The organism is Paenibacillus sp. FSL R5-0517 (assembly GCF_037974355.1).
Taxonomy (GTDB): Bacteria; Bacillota; Bacilli; order Paenibacillales; family Paenibacillaceae; genus Paenibacillus.
Genome location: NZ_CP150235.1, coordinates 4,032,163 through 4,050,502, shown reverse-complemented (window position 1 = coordinate 4,050,502; position 18,340 = coordinate 4,032,163). Strand labels below are relative to the sequence as shown.

General features: G+C 38.9%; 21 protein-coding genes. 15 read left to right on the top strand and 6 right to left on the bottom strand.

From position 1 onward, the window contains the following. The first annotated feature begins 35 nt into the window (after positions 1 to 35). The 13 genes from MKX40_RS17840 to MKX40_RS17780 all read left to right on the top strand — a co-directional run bounded on the left by MKX40_RS17840 (position 36) and on the right by MKX40_RS17780 (position 10,354). Positions 36 to 1,178, top strand: coding sequence for a phage tail protein (locus tag MKX40_RS17840; protein WP_339234588.1), 1,143 nt, complete (start codon positions 36 to 38; stop codon positions 1,176 to 1,178). A 128-nt stretch (positions 1,179 to 1,306) separates the two neighbouring features. Then, entirely contained in the window at positions 1,307 to 1,837 is a 531-nt protein-coding gene (locus MKX40_RS17835) for a hypothetical protein (RefSeq protein WP_339243121.1), read from the top strand. Positions 1,838 to 1,840: 3 nt separating this feature from the next. Further along, a complete protein-coding gene (locus MKX40_RS17830) occupies positions 1,841 to 4,069 on the top strand; it encodes a phage tail spike protein (RefSeq protein WP_339243120.1) in 2,229 nt (742 codons plus the stop codon). A 42-nt stretch (positions 4,070 to 4,111) separates the two neighbouring features. Next, entirely contained in the window at positions 4,112 to 4,678 is a 567-nt protein-coding gene (locus tag MKX40_RS17825; protein WP_339234586.1) for a copper amine oxidase, read from the top strand. A gap of 2 nt (positions 4,679 to 4,680) precedes the next feature. After that, entirely contained in the window at positions 4,681 to 5,400 is a 720-nt protein-coding gene (locus tag MKX40_RS17820; RefSeq protein ID WP_339234584.1) for a hypothetical protein, read from the top strand. Between the two features lie 58 nt (positions 5,401 to 5,458). Beyond that, positions 5,459 to 6,208: a hypothetical protein gene (locus MKX40_RS17815; protein ID WP_339234582.1), complete on the top strand. Its 750-nt coding sequence runs from the start codon at positions 5,459 to 5,461 to the stop codon at positions 6,206 to 6,208. Between the two features lie 137 nt (positions 6,209 to 6,345). Beyond that, on the top strand, positions 6,346 to 6,540 hold the full coding sequence (locus MKX40_RS17810) for a hypothetical protein (RefSeq protein ID WP_339243118.1): 195 nt from the start codon (positions 6,346 to 6,348) through the stop codon (positions 6,538 to 6,540). A 40-nt stretch (positions 6,541 to 6,580) separates the two neighbouring features. Further along, a complete protein-coding gene (locus tag MKX40_RS17805; protein ID WP_339234580.1) occupies positions 6,581 to 6,883 on the top strand; it encodes a hemolysin XhlA family protein in 303 nt (100 codons plus the stop codon). A gap of 3 nt (positions 6,884 to 6,886) precedes the next feature. Next, positions 6,887 to 7,156, top strand: a complete 270-nt coding sequence (locus MKX40_RS17800; RefSeq protein ID WP_339234577.1) for a phage holin family protein — start codon at positions 6,887 to 6,889, stop codon at positions 7,154 to 7,156. Beyond that, the gene (locus MKX40_RS17795) at positions 7,153 to 8,016 is read left to right on the top strand and encodes a peptidoglycan recognition family protein (protein ID WP_339234575.1); all 864 of its coding nucleotides are present in this window, start codon (positions 7,153 to 7,155) and stop codon (positions 8,014 to 8,016) included. Before MKX40_RS17800 ends, MKX40_RS17795 begins: the two co-directional genes overlap by 4 nt. A 163-nt stretch (positions 8,017 to 8,179) precedes the next feature. Further along, the gene (locus MKX40_RS17790) at positions 8,180 to 8,398 is read left to right on the top strand and encodes a hypothetical protein (RefSeq protein WP_339234573.1); all 219 of its coding nucleotides are present in this window, start codon (positions 8,180 to 8,182) and stop codon (positions 8,396 to 8,398) included. A gap of 46 nt (positions 8,399 to 8,444) precedes the next feature. Beyond that, positions 8,445 to 9,599: an AAA family ATPase gene (locus MKX40_RS17785; RefSeq protein ID WP_339234572.1), complete on the top strand. Its 1,155-nt coding sequence runs from the start codon at positions 8,445 to 8,447 to the stop codon at positions 9,597 to 9,599. 2 nt (positions 9,600 to 9,601) lie between these two features. Continuing rightward, positions 9,602 to 10,354 (top strand): HNH endonuclease, encoded by a 753-nt coding sequence (locus MKX40_RS17780; protein WP_339234571.1) that lies wholly within the window; start codon positions 9,602 to 9,604, stop codon positions 10,352 to 10,354. Positions 10,355 to 10,435: 81 nt separating this feature from the next. Here the strand turns inward: MKX40_RS17780 and MKX40_RS17775 are convergent, their stop codons facing one another. From MKX40_RS17775 to MKX40_RS17755, 5 genes are all read right to left on the bottom strand, one after another. Further along, on the bottom strand, positions 10,436 to 10,966 hold the full coding sequence (locus MKX40_RS17775) for a hypothetical protein (RefSeq protein ID WP_339234570.1): 531 nt from the start codon (positions 10,964 to 10,966) through the stop codon (positions 10,436 to 10,438). Between the two features lie 102 nt (positions 10,967 to 11,068). After that, positions 11,069 to 11,632, bottom strand: coding sequence for a hypothetical protein (locus tag MKX40_RS17770; RefSeq protein ID WP_339234569.1), 564 nt, complete (start codon positions 11,630 to 11,632; stop codon positions 11,069 to 11,071). A gap of 18 nt (positions 11,633 to 11,650) precedes the next feature. Then, on the bottom strand, positions 11,651 to 12,358 hold the full coding sequence (locus MKX40_RS17765; protein WP_339234568.1) for a hypothetical protein: 708 nt from the start codon (positions 12,356 to 12,358) through the stop codon (positions 11,651 to 11,653). 332 nt (positions 12,359 to 12,690) lie between these two features. After that, entirely contained in the window at positions 12,691 to 13,926 is a 1,236-nt protein-coding gene (locus MKX40_RS17760; protein ID WP_339234567.1) for a kelch repeat-containing protein, read from the bottom strand. A 146-nt stretch (positions 13,927 to 14,072) separates the two neighbouring features. After that, a complete protein-coding gene (locus MKX40_RS17755) occupies positions 14,073 to 14,744 on the bottom strand; it encodes an SOS response-associated peptidase (protein WP_339234565.1) in 672 nt (223 codons plus the stop codon). Positions 14,745 to 14,950: 206 nt separating this feature from the next. Between MKX40_RS17755 and MKX40_RS17750 the strand changes: the two genes are divergently transcribed. Continuing rightward, positions 14,951 to 15,985, top strand: coding sequence for a fibronectin type III domain-containing protein (locus MKX40_RS17750; protein WP_339234562.1), 1,035 nt, complete (start codon positions 14,951 to 14,953; stop codon positions 15,983 to 15,985). 53 nt (positions 15,986 to 16,038) lie between these two features. Here MKX40_RS17750 and MKX40_RS17745 read toward each other — a convergent pair whose 3' ends face one another. Continuing rightward, positions 16,039 to 16,887 (bottom strand): ATP-dependent DNA ligase, encoded by an 849-nt coding sequence (locus MKX40_RS17745; RefSeq protein WP_339234560.1) that lies wholly within the window; start codon positions 16,885 to 16,887, stop codon positions 16,039 to 16,041. 438 nt (positions 16,888 to 17,325) lie between these two features. Here MKX40_RS17745 and MKX40_RS17740 point away from each other — a divergent pair, with 438 nt between their 5' ends. Further along, positions 17,326 to 18,336, top strand: a complete 1,011-nt coding sequence (locus MKX40_RS17740) for an HNH endonuclease signature motif containing protein (RefSeq protein WP_339234558.1) — start codon at positions 17,326 to 17,328, stop codon at positions 18,334 to 18,336. The last annotated feature ends 4 nt before the right edge of the window (positions 18,337 to 18,340 follow it).

Genomic DNA, 18,340 nt, shown 5'->3' with positions numbered 1-18,340 from the left:
ATAGACCTAATAACAACAAAATGGAGGAATTAATAATGCCAATTGAAACGAATCGTTTAAAACTGCCCCTACCTTTGGGGAATGAGAGTGTGAGTCGTGTTGGGATCAATAATATCTTTGAGAAGATCGATGAGGGTGTTGCAACACGAGAAGAAGTAGAAGAACTTCGCCAATCCGTAAGCGAGATGGACATTCCAGACGCATCACTGACTGAAAAAGGTAAAGTGCAGTTATCGAGCAAAACAAACGGGAACAGAGAAGATGTTGCTGCTACTGAAAAGGCAGTTGGACTGGCTTTTCAAGCTGGAGTTGAGCGAAAAGCGGAAGTGGTTGCCGCGCTCAACTCCATAGGTGTATCGGCATCCACATCAGAATCATGGGATTCCCTAATTAACAAGTTGGCAGGAGTAGTAAGAGCTAAAGGGAATGCTGACCCTTCTGATGTACGCGCGGGAAAAAGCTTCTCTAATTCGAATCAAGTTGATATTGTAGGGACTTTGCTAGAACAGACAACAGATACATTGACAATTACGCCAGGGGTGAATACCAAAACGAATCCACCTGGGATTTACGGCGGCGACATTATCGTCGCGGGGGAGCCAAATTTGGTTCCTGGGAATATTGTCAAGGGGGTTAAGATATTTGATGTTGAGGGGACATATAATCCAACTGATGTAATTCAATGGGGTGCTGGTAACAAACTTATTCAGGGTGCAACAAGGACGGAAACTTTCTATCAGGTATACCCACTATCCGAAACTGGAATTAATATTCTTTACTCAACCGACTACCTTGAGTTAACAGGTGCTGTCGGGGGTGGGTCTAATCTCCAATCATACTTACACCTGGCATATCAAAATAGCAATAATGTATGGCAGTCCCTAGTCGTATTAGATGGTACAGGGTTTAGTGTTTCAAACTCAGGTGGGACAGGTACAGCCAACTATGTTCAATATATTAACGCATTGGTCATTGACCCCCAAAATGGATACATGACATACCAAAGGTCAACATCCAAAACATTATCTAACTTCTCACCAGTAGTGAAAAACTTCCCAACTACTAACTTAAAAAACCTATCCATTGTTATGAGCATAAGTACAACGGTACCGCACGCTAATACCCTAATGAAATTATACCAGAGTGGTATAACCACACTATCACGCGTGTTCACATAGGAGGTCAATGATGAATATTGTCACACACTACGGTACTAGTAAGGATAACGTTAAAGTAAGGCGTACCTAAATGGTGCGCTTTTATTATGCCCTCTGGAGTGGTCAGGGGGCTTTTCCTTTTGAAAGGGGTGGAGGCCATGTTTAACAGAGGGGCTTTTAACCGCATGGCCTTTAACCGCCAAATATCCGTATTCGTCTTTGGCCGGGCAGTTGCTGACATATCAGGATCTGCTGTAGCTGCTGCAACGATGGAAATGACGGGTTCGGCGGTTATGGATGTCAATGCGGGAGCATCAGGGGATTTTGTCCGTGAAATCTCATTTACGGCTGTTATGGATGTAGCTGCTGGCACCAAGGCGGATTTCATTCGAGAGATTACCAAACGGGCGATTATGAATGTCGGTTTTGGAACAGTCGCCAAAGGGAGTCGGTACCACGTGGAGTTTCTTGAATTCACCGGGCCATTCAAACCAGGTGACCAAGTTATCATTGATGCCAATACGTATAAGATCACACAAAACGGAGTAAATGCTTCACATTTGCTCGAAGGTGATTTCTTTGACTTGAATCTTGGAGAAAACAATCTCACATGGACAGATCCTGAAACAGGAAGAAACGTTCTGATCCGTGTTACACATAGAGACAAATTCCTTTATTAATTGATGAGGTGTGATATGCCTAACCCAACAATGAAAGTATTCGACAAGAACCTTCGGCGTGTAGGTACGTTGATTGATAGTTCAGATATACAACGAAGAAGACGTATTAACAGTGATTACGAGGTAACATTTATGGTCCCAATGACCTCAGATGATTACCGCGAAAAAATAGCGATTAAAGGCCATGTTCAAGACGAACGTGGCCAATTTTATGTCATTCAGTCCCGTAGCCGGTCCCGTGAAGGTCGCAAGCTGATGGCTTCAATTTATTGCAACCACATTATGTTCAAGCTGAATGATTTCAAGTTTCCGTACTCGTCATATATTGATGAAGCTTATGGCGTACATCTCAACGAACTAACGGAGTTGATTACAAAAGCTACAGGCGGGAGATTTACATTCGTTATCCACGATACGTTTGATCTACATGACGTTAAGGATTTTGGCCGGGGTACATGTCTTGAAGCTTTGAATAAGATCGTCGATATGTATGAATGCGAGGTAGAGCCTGATAATTTCGTGATTAACCTCAAGAAGAGAATAGGATCAGACCACGGCTTGCAGTACCGGCTCAAGAAGAATATCGTATCCAGCTCATTCAAGGACAAGGGCGAATCTCTTGTCACTAGAATGTATGCTCAAATGAAGGATGGTCGGACATTCATCGGTATGGATGCGTCTTTGCTGACGGATCTGGAGAGAAGTTTATTGTCGAGCATACCAGGAACGATTGTTAATGGTAAACTCACAGTCAACTACCTCATATCACCTTTTGCACAGTACTGGGCGAGTGATTCGGTTCCGTTTTATGATGGGGAGATCATCGAGCAGGATATTGAAGAAGCAGAGGACTTGCTGAAGGCTACACGTAAGGCGTTGCTTGAACAAGAGGTAGTTTCTCTGGAGGCAACCATATCCACGGCAGACTTGTTTAAGATCGACCACACAGAACCAAAACCTCATTTAGGTGATGATGTCATGTGTATCGATCCAGATATGGGTATGAACCGGCTCAAAGCCCGTATCACTGAACTGACAGAGTATCCATACAGTTTAGACAAGCATGCTGAACCTACGATCTCCAATATCAATTTAAGAGATTACGATGATATTATCAGCGATTTGGAACGAAACAAAAATATCACCAACAACCTGTTTTCAAACGGAAAGATTCGAACGGATGTTTTTGAATCGTTTGCGAAGCAGGCAGTTATTGATATCAACAACAGCAAAACCGAACTGATCTATCCACCAGAAGGGGGCATATTGGCTCAAGAGAAAACGAATCCCTTAGAACAAGTCAGATTGACTTCTAAAGGAATTGGGATATCCACTGATGGTTGGAAGTCGATACGAGCAGCAATCACAGCTCGGGGAGTTGTAGCTGAGCAAGTAATAGGCCAATTAGGTAACTTTGTCTCCATGCTGATCGGTAACCGTGAAGACATTGTACAAATCAATACAAACGGTATTGCAGCAGGAGCGTCGTCATTTAATAACGCGCCTTTCAGACTGAACATGAAGGGTGATTTGATTGCAAATAGCTTAACCGCCAACTATGCCAACATTGAGTACTCCAACTTTAAAAACGGAGCCATCGTTGGTTCCTCAATAAACGTAGGTAACGGTATGTTCACAGTTACTTCAGGTGGGATTATGTCCGCAGTAGGTGCGAACTTCTCTGGATCAATTACTGCTTCCACTGTAACAGGAACAAATATTAATGGGGGTACAATCACCGGTGCTTTGATCCGTACAGCAGCAAGTGGAAGGCGGATTGAGCAAGACTCTGTAGGATTCCGTTCGTATGATGCTGGTAATAGAGTGCGTATTCAAATTGCTACTACAGAGGATGCAACAGCAGCCGCAATAATTTGGAGAGATGTTAACGGGGCGTCAGTAGGGGAAATTAATTCTTATGATTCAAGCGGACAATTGACTATTTTCAGTAACAACCTGTTTCTTGGATCAAACAACACAGGAAATCCTATTCGTTTACAGGGAGCAGTTAGCTTTGGGGGAACAGCAACATTTAGAACAGGATTTGTATATGGAATATCAGTCTCTGATATTGTAGGACTTCAGAGTCAGCTCACTTCATTACAAAGCAAAATTGATTCGTTGCAATACGCATTTTACAATCATACTCATAATATTACGTTGCCAACTCACAACCACGGCCTTTCAAATGCTCAAAATTGGGGAGGAACCTTCCCAACATCAACTCCGTAATGTATCATAAAAGGTAAATTGCACCAATACGGAGGTAAAACAATGAAAAAGGTTGCTTATATTGCTATGGGTTTCTTGCTCGGAGTAGTTTTCATGACAGCGGGAGCCGCATTTGCAGATCAGTTAAAATCTCTAATAGGTAAAAAAGTAACTGGAGAATACACAGTTATCGTTAATGGATCAAAGTTATCGGATAAAGGAGCGGTAATTGATAGCAAGGCTAATGTACCGGCTCGCGCTTTGTCCGAAGCACTAGGAGCTGATGTTTCTGTGAGCGGAAAAGTAATAACAATTACTTCTGTGGAAGGAAGTAATGATACAAATGACAGTTACAACTCTAACACCACTAATTCTCAGACAAATAAATATATTGGCGGAACTAAATCAAGCTTGAATCAATTGAGAGATAGCACTGTTAACAATGTTATTGCCCCACTAAAAAAAGCCAGAGAAACAACTGCTTCAGCTTTAGAAGAGTTGAAAAGCATAGGGAACGAAGATGCGCTTAAAGTATCGGAGCAACGACTTTCAGAGTATGATTCTGAAATTGCCAAGTACGAAGCAGAATTAAAGCTAATTGACGAAGCTCTGAATTTGGCTGACAAATAAGTATGGATTCTAAAAAAGGAAACATTATATTCTGGTCTATAATAGGATCGATAGTTTTGTTAATCGGAATTGCAGTCTTAACTAAATCAGCAGGCGGTTTTAATGATGCAAGTTCAGATGAAACAGATAACAAAGAACTCACGACATATGAACGTTTTTATCATCCGAGTGACTACGTCATAAATTCTTTAATAAGGAAAGGTGAGAATTTAGATGAATACGGGTACTTAAATTATCTAAAAAGCTTCAGGCTTCCGATAAAGGAAAATAAGATTCATTATGCGAAGGATTATCCTCCGGTTATAACTATAAATACACCACGAAATATAATTGTTCGAGAATCTTATCGAGCAACTCAAAAAATGGATAGTGTAACATTGGATGATATGAAATCGAAGATCGATATGGGAGACACTCTTGTATTTTATACTGCGGCGTATCGAACGATTTATGATACTAAGTTTAAATTCCACATTGTTTTGAGGCAAGGAGACCTAGTCTTGCAACCTGGTGGCAGTGGGTATACAGTGGATGAAGTTGAGCACGATGTTTTTTATGATGGAGATTCATCAACGGGCAAGAAGTATACTAGAGAAGTAGGACATGCCATTTTTGCTCCAACAAGTGAATTTGATTATGAAAAACCTTTTGAAGTTGTTTTCCTCTATAATGGAACAGACACTTATGCTGTTTATGAATTGGATCTCAATAATCTTATGTAATTGATGAAGCATTACTTACTGCAAAATAAAAGGGCTTGAGTTAGAAAGGTGATCAGGTTTGGGAGGATTCGATGAGCTTATTAATTCCTTTTCTAGTTTAACAGGGAGAGCGATGCTCTGGAAGATAGGAGATAGCACAAAAAGTGGTTACATTGCCGAAGCTAAGGACATTATCTTGGACGGCGATACTTTAGTGCTCATCCTATTTAATAAAGATAATCTAATATTATCAAATGAAACTAGAATTCAGAATTTTAATCAAACAAAATCAAAGTTTCAATTCACTGTAAATTCAATTAAATACACATTGTTTAGAGACTATGATGACGATGATGATTTTGAAGACGATATTGATGAAGAAGAATGGGAACCAAAAGCAAGATGTGTAAATTGTAATAGGGAAGTTGCTTATAGAGGTGAATGTTATTGTAACAAAGATGATTTAAGTGTGACTTTTTCTGTAATTGAATTTACTAAAGAATATAAGTACAGGTGTATGCTCTTTAATAAATTTAGTTCGGAACTATTCGAGACTTCGTATCCAACGTCGATCTCAGATGCTTGGAACAAAATTAATAAAGATATATTTTCTTATTTCGTTGATATTATAAAATCTGAAAATGGTTTTTATTTTGAGGATGAATGGACGGATATTACTCCCAAAGCCGCAGAAAACATTATTAATGAAACCTCCTATTACTTTTGTAGCAAGTGCTATTTAAGTACGAAAGTATACTATTACGAAGATCGATGGCTTTGTAAGCCATGTCAATTAGCATTTAAAAACAAAAAGAAGGGTTATTTGTGAACTTAATACGAGCTTTTAGCTTATGATCCGTAGTGCAATAGCATTAACAATCAAATAAGATGAACTTATAGAAAGCCCTATTCCTTAATTGGAAGGGGCTTATTTTCGTATAGAGAGGAGGAAAGGTCTTGGCAAAGATGACACACATACTCCAAGTTGAACTGGATTTGAATAACCCGGTTGAAGAATTGACACAGGTGATTACTAGTGTTCTTAGTTCACATCCACAAAATCAAAAAGAGATTCTGACAGCTTTAGATTTGGAAATTGGGAATGCACTGGCAACAGTTGAGATTAAAGAACAGAAAGAGAACTCGGAAGCTATTGAATAGGTCAGGAAATGTTTCCTGAACAGAGAGATGGGGGATTCATTTGACTGACACAACTTTAAGTGAGGTGAACAGTGTTGTGGAAGAGACTACAAAAGTTCTTATGGGTATCCAAGTTCAATTGGCCCGGATGGAAAAGACACTTGAAGGAGTACCGGCAATGGCTGCCACGTTGGAAGCTACACGGGATCTGGCAAAGGAAGCTATGCAATCCACCAAATCGGCCCATCACAGGCTCGATAAGATTGAGAACGCACAGACCTGGTTGTGGAGGACTATTGCTACGACTCTGATTGGTATAGCTATCGGAGCAATTGTTCTAATTTTGAAAACGGGAGGCGTGTAGGATATGGACTGGAGTATTGTATTTTCACTTATTGATCCTAAGTTATTCGTTGTATTGGCTGCATGCTGGGTCCTTGGTATTGGCATAAAACGTATCCCGAAGATTCCGGACTGGACCATTGTTTTCATCGTGACTGCATTCGCTATTGTTATTACAAGTTGGACGCTTGGCTGGTCTCCTGAATCGCTTATTCAAGGGATATTGGTTGGAGCATTTGCGGTGTTCGGTAACCAGGTGATTAAGCAAGCGAAGAAAGGAACTGAACAGTCATGATCTCAAAAGGCAATTTCTTGTTACTTGAGCCATCCGATTTTAAAGGGTGGCTCGACAAACAGAAGATAACAAGAAGCATAGATAAGCTCCAGGTCCATCATACGGCTGCACCCAATTATTCTACCCGTCAGATGATTAACGGAGTAGCCAAACAGGATATCTGGAAATGTCTTGAGGGAATGAGGACCTTCCATTTGTCACAGGGCTGGTCTGCTACAGGACAAAACATAACTGTGCTTGAGGATGGGCGTATTGCTATCAGTTTGGATCGGGATCTCAATAAAACGCCTGCTGGAATCAAAGGGGCCAATACAGGTGCTTTGTGCATAGAGATCATAGGCAACTTTGATCAAGACGGAGATACGATGAGTACTGCACAGAAACACTCTGTAATCCACCTATACGCCTGTCTCGCGTTCAAGCTAAACATACCTATTGATACATCACATATCGTGTATCACGCCTGGTATACCTCATCTGGAGCATGGTTAGGTGATTATGAGAAAGGTAAGTCCAGCAAGACATGTCCAGGAACCAAATTCTTTGGTGATGGGAATACACGATCTGCTGCGGAACGAGGATTTATTCCTGCTGTCAAAACTGAGATTAAGCAAATTAAGGAAGGGGATGGATATCCGATGACATCAGAAGAAAAGAAACAAATGGAGGAACTCAAGGCTACAGTTGAATCTCAGGCAAAGTGGATCGCGGCTCAGAAGGCTAAGGAGAACATGGAATGTCCTAAATGGGCAGAGTCAGCTTATGAATATTACAAAGATTCCATGTCTGACAAAACGGGGAGTTATGACCTCTGGCGTCATTTAGTCATTTCATATAGGAAAGAGAAGACCAAAGTTTAAGGGTTTAAAGCATCTTAGCTTATTTAGCAATAAAAATAGAAAAGTCACCGACACCTTTTGGAAATCTGTGTTTTTATACTGAAATGTAAGATATGACGATTCTGGGAAAGAGTCGTCATATCTTTATGTTCTCATTAGTACATATTAACTGGAGGTGATTAACATGAATGAATTTGAAAAATTTCTAGTTCCTTATGGGGTGCCTAATATAATTATTGTAAACAAGGTGAACAATGAGGAAAGTGTATTATATGCAGTGGATTCAAAGGGAGAAAATGCTCTTATAGGTAGCGTACAAATGAAAAACACTAAGGATTGGTTCAAAGATTGTGAACTTGTAACTAAAAAAATGTTACTTGAGAAATTTAGGCTTCGTATGTAATGGATTTGTTGTGATATAATTTTAATTGAAAGGGGATGACAGATTTATGAAGGTTGAATCAATTAAGATTAAGAATATTAACGGAATCAAAGACTTGACTATAGATATGAACAGCCACATAAATATCATTTGCGGCATGAATGGAGTAGGTAAAAGCACTATACTTGAAGTTATAGCGCAGGCATTTAGTTTTGCTACAAGTACAAAGCTGAAGCGCAATGTAAGAGCTGACAAAGGATCTGCATGGGTGAAAGTTGATGGTAAACAAGGTTTTTTTGATACACTAGCCTTTCTGCCCAATGATAACCAAAGAGAAAAGTTGGATGTTGTAGGTGAAGCTTTAAAAGTAATTTACATAAAAGAACACAGAGTACTTGAACATCAGTCCCTAAGTGGAATCACACCAGATGAGGTAAGAGACGAACCAAATCACAAACATTTCATGATTAACGGAGTTAATCCTCAAACTATAAAAACTTGGTTGGCCAACAGGATTCTCTTCGAGCCACAAGGAAGGTTTAGTGAGGCGGAGATTTTCAATCTTAACATGGCGAAGCAAACCTTTTCAATTCTTGACAAATCTGTAGAGTTCTCGTTTATAGATCACACTACTCTTGATATTATGGTTAAAACATCAAGAGGAGAAATTTTTTTTGAATACCTTTCGTCAGGATACAAGTCTCTGTTCTTTATATTGCTTGGCATAATAAAAGAGATTGAGTTCAATTTCAACCCTAAAGTAAAAGTCACTGAATTTAATGGTATTATATTAATAGACGAGGCAGATGCACACATCCATCCGTATTGGCAAGCAACTCTAATTGAATCTTTAAGGACTATCTTTTCAAGTGCTCAGATAATTGTCACTACTCATAGTCCTCATATGATACAAGCAGCAGAAAACGAGGAATTAATTCCTCTTGGTCTAGATGAAAACAATGAAGTTATTAGGCTTGAAACAATAAACTCAGAGTATGGTTTTAAAGGTTGGACTGTAGAAGAAATATTGGAAGATGTAATGGGCCTTAAAGAAACAAGATCTAATGAATATATCAATATCAGAAAAGATTTTGAGAACGCATTAGAAGATGAAAATCATGAAAATGCGGTTAAATCATTTGAAATTTTAACCAAAATGCTTCATCCAAGAAGTCCGATGAGGAAAATACTCGAAATTCAATTAGGATCTTTGGGTGATTAGGGATGATAAAAATAATAAGAACATCGCCACCACATCAATTTGACTCAGAAAAAGTTAAGCGGTTAACTCAAGAGTATATAAATACCAAAAGAAATGTGTGGAATCTTGAATACATTAAAAGTGCTCTATTAGACATGTCTAATAGTAAGTGCATTTTTTGTGAATGCAAGCTAGGCGAAGAGAGTAAATATATTGAGGTTGAACATTTCCACCCGAAGTCTCTGTATCCAGAAGAGGTTCTTTCGTGGACAAATTTACTACCGATTTGTAAAAGATGCAACGGTTTAAAAAGAGATCATGATACTAAGATAAATCCAATTATTAATCCTACTGTTGATGAGCCTAAGGATCACCTGTTTATAAAGGACTATCGATACAGAGGATTAAATGATATAGGAAAGAGGACTATAAAAGTTCTTCAACTTAATGATTCTGATCGTCTTGTGTTACCAAGATTTAAGATAGGAGACGCTATAGCAGCGGCAATAGAGTCTTTAGTTAAAGTTAAGGATAAAATAAATATGGATACGAAAGTAGAAGATGAGAATGAGTTGATTGGTAAACTTAGAAACCTGCTTGTTTCCTGCCAGCCTGATTCCGAATATAGTACTGTCTGTTCATATGCTTTGTTAACAGATGAAAATTACTTTGAAGTTAAAGACTACCTTGTTAGTCAAGGGCTTTGGGATTTGGAGTTAGAAAGGCTAGAAACGGTAAGTCTACAACATTCATTGATTAGAGAAAAAATTACTTAGCTTAGCGTATACACAAAAATTTCCTTGTCGGATATTTTAAATAAACAAAGGCGGCAGTAATCATCTGCCGCCTTTGTTTATTTAAAATGTATTTAGTGATTCTAATATGCTTGTAAAACTTTCGTCTATATAGTTTAGTCCACTGTAAACCTGATTCTTGAAAACGTCTTCCTTCAGTTTGTCCTTACCATTGTAATGATCAACAATTTGTTGAATGAGCAGGCCTTTGTATGTCTTCAGCTCTTTGAGTTGAGCATTTGTACCTTGTTTAATTTCCTTAATGTTCAGAGAGCATTCTTTTTTTGCGACTGCAAGTAGCTTCTTGTCTGAATCTCGTTGTCCTTTGGCTTTTGCGATCACTTCTTTCGATGCCTTACTTTTCACAACTGTTTTATATTTGTTGATAGAAGCTTTATATTTTTCTGATGCGACCTTTACGTTGGCACATGCAGTTGGAGCGAGTTTTTTCAGAGCTGCTTTGACTTCTCTCACTCGTGAATTGTAGTCTTCGAAATAGGACTTTTCCACTTCTGATTTAGACATATTAAAAGCGAATGCTTGAACCGGTAGTGCTAATATAAGCAGTATTACTAGTGTTATAGCTTTTTTCATAACTTGAACTCCAATTCATAGATTAGTATTTTGTTTAAAAGAGACGACTCATAATAATATTGTTACTCTAGTGGTAATCTAACTAAACGACAATAGCTCAGTCTAGCGGGGTAATTCACCTGAACCTACATACTTATTTTTTGTATTGCTCCATGTGTAAGTGGCAATGGCCAACTTCCATCCACCTTCTGGATAAAAGTTTTTCCAATATTGCTTAATGACTCCGTTTTTTAATATCTTCACTCCTTGATCGCCCATAATGGAGAGCTTTTTCTTTAAGGTTCCATCTTTATAGTTGTATGCATCCAGCTGTGTGTTAGAGGGGAAATAATTAAACGTTACTGCCACATGTTTTTCTTTTTTAGATACTTGGTAAATATGAATATCTGGTGAATCCAATTCATCGTCGCTGATAATATTTTCCTTGATAAGTACTATGACACCTTTAGAATTAATGAGATAAAAATTGCCTGATTCCGTGATAAGTAAGTGTTCTTTCTTATTGTCTCCGTTTAAGTCTACTGATTTACTGACTGTTACACGCTCCCTAGGGAATTTCTTCTCTAACAGTGTCTTTGGGTTTACTGTAGAAGCATTAACGTAAGACGGATTAAAAATGAATCCAAACATGGCTACGGCACAGAGTAAAGCTAGTACTCTTTTCATAATAGTCTCCTTTATAGATTACTTATCATTTGCGTCACTAGCACTAAACATGATTCCAAGAACATCAGAACCGGTAAGAGTATAGCGAACGCCATTAACCTCTGTAGATTCATCAATTGTTGTCCAATCTACACCTTCGTCGATGACTCCCAAATCTTTCATAATGTCGCCTACGGCTGATGTAGGTATGTCGGGGTTGGTTCCCAATATAACCAATCCAATACTTATAATAATATCTGCTCCGGAGGAAAGAGTGCCGTTTCCTTGGCCAATCATCATTACATCCCGTAACGATCCGTCTACTTTGTTTACTGAACCAGTAATGCCTATGTAATCTGTAGTCATGTACTGAAATACATTTTGAACTGGACCTTCTTCGATCTCTAGCTTCTTGCCGATTTTAAGTTTAGGGTTACCGAGTTCATCGGCACGTTTGTTGAATGATTTCCGAAATTCATCTGGAGTCATTCCGAGACTTCCTGGTATTTCTACTTTCTTTTCCTCTTGCTTCTTTACGTTCTCTTTTGCTACCTTAACTTCCTCGGTCTTAGTAGTAGATTTTTCAGCAACAACAGTTTCCGGCTTGGTTTCAACAGGAGCAGATACTTCGGTTGTCGCAGCTGCCTCTTTCTCAGTGTTCTCCTCATCTTTGTTGCCAAAGATACCTCCCACTATTATCACAACAATAAGCCAAAACCACCATTTTTTCTGAATAGGCTTTTTCAATCTTCTTCCTCCTGATATAGTAATAATTAACAACAAAACATAGTCTATCAGACCTAGGTATAATTTTCTATAAAAATGTATGGATGTGGGAGAATGAATACATATAGAGTACTACAAACAGATATGGATTACCTCGCGGCAGCCTTAATACAGGTTAGGGTATCCGTCTGGCATGTTTTAGACGATCGAGAGAACATCATTGACTATGGCGGTCCGGTGGAGTCTTATACCGCAATATCTATTAAGATCATGGGGAAGAGATACTTTCGTAATACGTTTGAGTTTAGGGTACAAAAATAGAGCAGGAGGGATAACCTCACTGCTCTTTCGTTTTAGTTGGTCGTATATTCACTTACTTCAAACGTTAATATCTTATCGAAGATCACGTAATCTGTACGAATGTTGAATGGACCTTTGTTGTTGCTGTATTTATTGATGGCAAATTTAGCTGGGCCAATTCCTATATCACGAGCATCGTACCAGTTGAGAAATGCATTTATATCACTCATTGGAAGATCGTATTCTTTCTCCAATCCTGTTGTCATTGTTACTACAAGAATAGCACGGTCACCTGACGGTTCTGGATCAGGACTAGGTTCCACAGGCGTTGTCGGATCCGTCGGATCTGTCGGTTCTTCATTAATGCCGGGGTAATAAACCTGAACTTTATTAGTAGAGGTAGTTGCTTCACCTGCTATTGCATAAATAGCATTATTAAATGATACTACACCTGGTCTTCTTTTTGTGGGCATATCCAACTTTTTAGTCCATTCATTTTTAAGAGGATTAAATTCATAAACAGAGTTTATTTTAGTAGAACCATCAGGTTTTCCACCACCAACTCCGTATAGGTTTCCATTAAGTTCTGTCACCCCAATAAATATTGCAGCTTCGGGATAGGGTACGCCAGTTTCCCAAGTATCTGTAACAGGATCATAGATTTCAACTGTTGTACCTCCATTTTCTCCACCTACTGCGTAAATTTTTCCATTTAAGACCGCTAGTCCTACGCCAGATCGAGCAGTAGGCATATTTGACTTTGTTGACCATTTATCTGTAGCGGGATCATATTCATAGACTGTCTTTGTGTTTGAACCTGAACTATTGTATCCACCTATAACATAAATCTTATTATTGATGGAAATTCCAGAAGTGTAACTTCTTGTCTCAGGTAATTTTGCCTTGCTTGTCCATGTATTAGTTTTTGAATTATATGCTTCAACTATGTTCAAATATGAAGATCCACTTTTACCGCCGATCACATAAATCACATCATCTACTACAGCCGTTGCTGCTCCGAATCTTGCAGTAGGCATAGGAGCCTTTTCAGTCCATGAGTCATCATTTTGATTATATTCATATACATTTTTAACTTGAGTATATCCGGACGAAGTACCTCCAATTAAATAAATGGTTTGATTAGCTATAGCTACGTGTGGATAACCTCTTGAAATAGGAAGATTGTTTTTCTCTTCCCATTTTTCTAAACTTTCAGAGGCAAACGCACTTGATCCAAGACTAAACACTAATAACAATGACAATAAAACAGGTAAAACAATTTTCTTCATATGTATTCTCCTTCAAATGTATTGGCAGAGTTGATATTACAATTTCCTTAATTCCATGTCTAAACAATAAAGTCTATTTATTCAATTAAGTGTTAAATAAATGAAAAAAGCTCTATCGACGTACATTAGTCGATAAAGCACAATTACTAGTTTAATTCTTCCAATAATTCCACTGAGTTATTCCGCACATTTCCAACTTCCTTTGGCACCTCATATGCTCTCATCTCAGAAGCTTGATACGGCTTGAGCAAGCCAAGTAGTGATTGAATATTATCATTATCTCTTCCAAGCCACTCAGCCTCATCCTCAGGACGCAGGATAACCGGCATGCGGTTGTGGATGTCTTCCATCAGGCTATTTGGTTCAGTTGTAATTATAGTGCATGTGCTCAGTTTGTTTCCATCCGGATCTGTCCAAGTATCGTACAGGCCGGCAAGCGAGAATATACGGTCATCCTTCATCAAGATGCGCATTGGCTGCTTTGCCGTTCCTTCCTTACGCCACTCATAAAACCCGTTCGTTGGTATGATGCACCTCTTAGAACTGATCAGACGTTTAAAGGCTGGCTTTTCCGCAATCGTCTCGGCCCGGGCGTTGATCATCTTATTCCCGATCTTGTCATCCTTGGCCCAAACGGGTACAAGTCCCCATCGGAGAGAACCCAATCGATTACCGTCTTTGCTGCCGATGATCGTAGGAATGAACTGCATGGGTGCTGCATTGTAATTAGGTTTGTACTCAAAGCCATCAGCTATAGATGCATAGTACCTGTCCATTATAGCGTCTATGGGATCAATAATTGTAAATCTTCCGCACATGATAATGCCTCCTTTGAGACTCTATACTATGTAATAATACTCAAATATTTAAGAATAGAAACGGGTAATTTGTGGAGATGCGCATCCAATATAAAATAAAAATGCAATAAATTAGATGATATTTATAGATCAGCAAGTTTATGTTTAGACGTTAATCCTGTAGGTCGTTATAGTTAGTTCTATAATAAAGAATAAGGAGATTAACGATGAAAAAAAATTGTTTGGCATTTTTGACTGTTCTGCTTATAATTCTGTTGTTTTCTCAATCAACAACAGGAGCGGACTCTCCATTAAGTAATAAGGTAGATGGAATGCTTGGATTTTCTCCACCCACTGGAACTGAAGTAAAGGCAAGTAGCGAGTATTCTACATACATTGCGAAAAATGTGATTGATGGTAAGCTGAAAAACGAATGGAATGCAGGTACATATAGAGGTACCGTTGAACTAAAATTTCCCGAAGCAGTTGAATTTAACTTTGTTCATATTAGCACTGCAGCACAACCGATAAGGTCCGTTACATATCAAATCTATGGATTAAAAGATGGCACCTGGACTGCTATAAGCCCTAAAGAAACCCAAGCACTTTCAGAAAGATTTAATACACCTCCCCCGGTTAAAGTTACGCAAGGAGTATATGAGGGCATAAAGATTGAGGGGGATGGTGGTTCTTCTTGGTTGGCAATCGATGAAATTACATTAGGCAGTTTTGAATATATCAAACTAAATGGTTCTATCACAGGAACTACAGCTACCTTAAATTGGAATACAATTAACGATGCTACAGGATATAAAATTCAATATGGTACTGAGTCAGGAAAATACACAGATTCGATTACAGTAGAAGGTAAAAATAGCTCAACTTATAAAGTACCAAATTTGGAATTCGGTAAAACTTACTACTTCCAAATCGTAGCTATTTTCAATGGAGTAGAAACAGTTATTTCGAATGAAGTAGCATTAACTATAAATAATGATAATACCGAGACACCAACACCGGAACAGCCTAAAGGTGATCGTGCAATCCTTGTCGTGACTATGACTACCGGTCTTGAGAAAGAGTTTGACTTGAGCATGAAAGAAGTAAATAGTTTCATTGATTGGTATGAAACAAAACAAGCAGGAAGCGGAAAAGCATCATACGCGATTGATAAGCATGACAATAACAGAGGTCCGTTCAAGAGCCGTAAAGACTACATCCTGTTTGATCGAGTCCTAACGTTTGAAGTGAGCGAATACTAAGAAGTCAATAAAAAAGGCTCCGCATTAAGTTGCGAAGCCTTTTTTGCATTATCTCAGACAATAAATTGATCAAATACAGGTATACGCAGTAAGCCCGATTTGGTCCAGCTCCGCATTTTGACCCTGGCTTGTATACGTGGTTCCAGGTAAACGTGATTCTTGTCCTCTCCAGTCATAAGCTGCTGGCACACTCCGCGGAAAGCCTGCTTATGTTTGGGACTTGGACCATGCTCAATGATCCCTACTGGGCGCATCCTTTCAGTTGGATCTGGAACAGCAGCAAGCCACCCGAATTCGAATTTTTTGTATCCGGTAATGTACACGTCAGCATATGACCAGTTAATAACCTTCAACCAATCCTTGGACCGCCTGCTAATGTACTGGCTGTCTTTGCGCTTTCCAACTACGCCTTCCATACCGATAGTCTCTATCTGAGTGTATAACTCCTCTCCAGCGCCTTCTATATGAGGCACAGCTCCAAAGTTAGAGGAAGGAAGAGATAGATTGTGTAGGATCATCTTGCGTTCCATAAGAGGTAGCTTACGTAGATCTCGTCCTTGGAAGAAAAGAATATCAAATGTGGCAGGCAGTTTATGAGTGAGCTGCGTTATCTTGCTGGCCTGCTTTGTGCTGAATCTACTCATGACTGCTTCAAAGTCGTTAAGCCCTGTCTCTGGATCAGTGCAAGCGACCTCGCCGTCCAAGATAATATCAGAGTCAAACGGCAGAAGTAATTCCGGGTACTGACGGGTACAGTCGTTGTTGTGGCGAGTGAATAGCCGGACTTCTCCGGCTTGTTGAGAATATATCAACCGGTGACCGTCAACTTTAGGTTCAAAAATGAATTCTGAATGTGAGAAGGGGCCCGGTGCTGTTGCTAATAACATAGGACTGATAAACATAAAAACACCTCAACCCAATTATAGCGTTTTGCCATAAAGGATTGAGTCGGTAAGTTATGGGATATTTAATTTAAATTCTATGTCGTTTTTGCGATGATCGCATCTAAAGTTAAATTGAAAAACCAAATATTAAATTTCCTGCTGCACGAATCTTCACCGATCAGACTCCGGTAAAAACGCAACAATATCCCAGCTCCACTTCCAGATATATCTCCATGTGTCTGAGTTAGGAATGAAAGGTACTGTTGGCATATTGTTAGTGGGGCTTATTTCTTTTATATGAAATACATAAGGGTATTAGGAATCAGTTGTATATTAGTTAATAATGCCCATGGTTTATTATGGTAATTTAATAGATAATAATATTTGTATGATCAGAAGCTTGAATGGAGGGTAGAAGGGCATAAATATACTAATCCTTTGGAGGTAAGATAATTCATGAAACAACTATTAAGAAAGAACTTCGCCTTGTTATTAGCTTTAGCACTCATGCTGGGACTTTTCCCTAATTCAATTAGTGCAGAAGAAGATAGTAATCCAAATATCAACGAGAATGCTATTTCATCTGAAATAGACCTTGATCCTGTTGTTGATCGTGATCTCGTTGATGATTTCAAGGAAAATAGTGATGTTCCTGACATTTACGGTACAACTCCAGAAACTACTTATACATTTGAAGTAAATGGAGAAACAATTCAACCAGGTGAGAGTATTTATATTTATTCCTCGCCTGATATGCAACAGCCGTTAATTTCAACAGAAGCAAATTTAGCAGAAGTACCTGCAACATCAAAAGTTTCTCCTGCTGCAGTGGGAGTAAATTCAATTGGTATTCAACCTGTTTTGAACCCACAGGGAGGCACAAGCAAGATTACTGCTGGGTTGGGCGTTACAAAGGTAGTCGGTTCCAAACCTGTCTTAGTAGGTGTAAACTACGTTCTAAAAAAAGCTATGACTAAAGGAGGTACGCCACAAGTCATATCTAGAACCTCTGATAACATCACATTCCCAGGGCTTGGATCGTCGACTCAGAAAAACATCGCTTTATCAGGTGTAGGTTATTACTCGGTTACTTTTGAAGTAAGTGTGCACTACCCAAAAGAAATAGTTCCTTTGGTATCTTCGTCTTCAACGCTACTACTTAGTAAAACGGCTCGCCCTTGGCCTGGGGACTATGTTGACCCTGTATCAGGAAAAAGAATTACAGACCCAGTTAGTTTGACTTGGGCAAAAACCTCTACTCCTGTAAATTGGACTGATAAAGAACGCAAACCATTTAGACAGTGGTACCAAACAACGTACAACGTACCCAATTATAATTGGGATTTAGTTGATATACATCATATCAGACCTAAAGAGTTTGGTGGCACCAATGATAATAGTAACTTAATCCCGTTAAGCAAAAATGTCCATAAACTTTATACATCTTTCTTTGCTGGATATAAGTAATAAA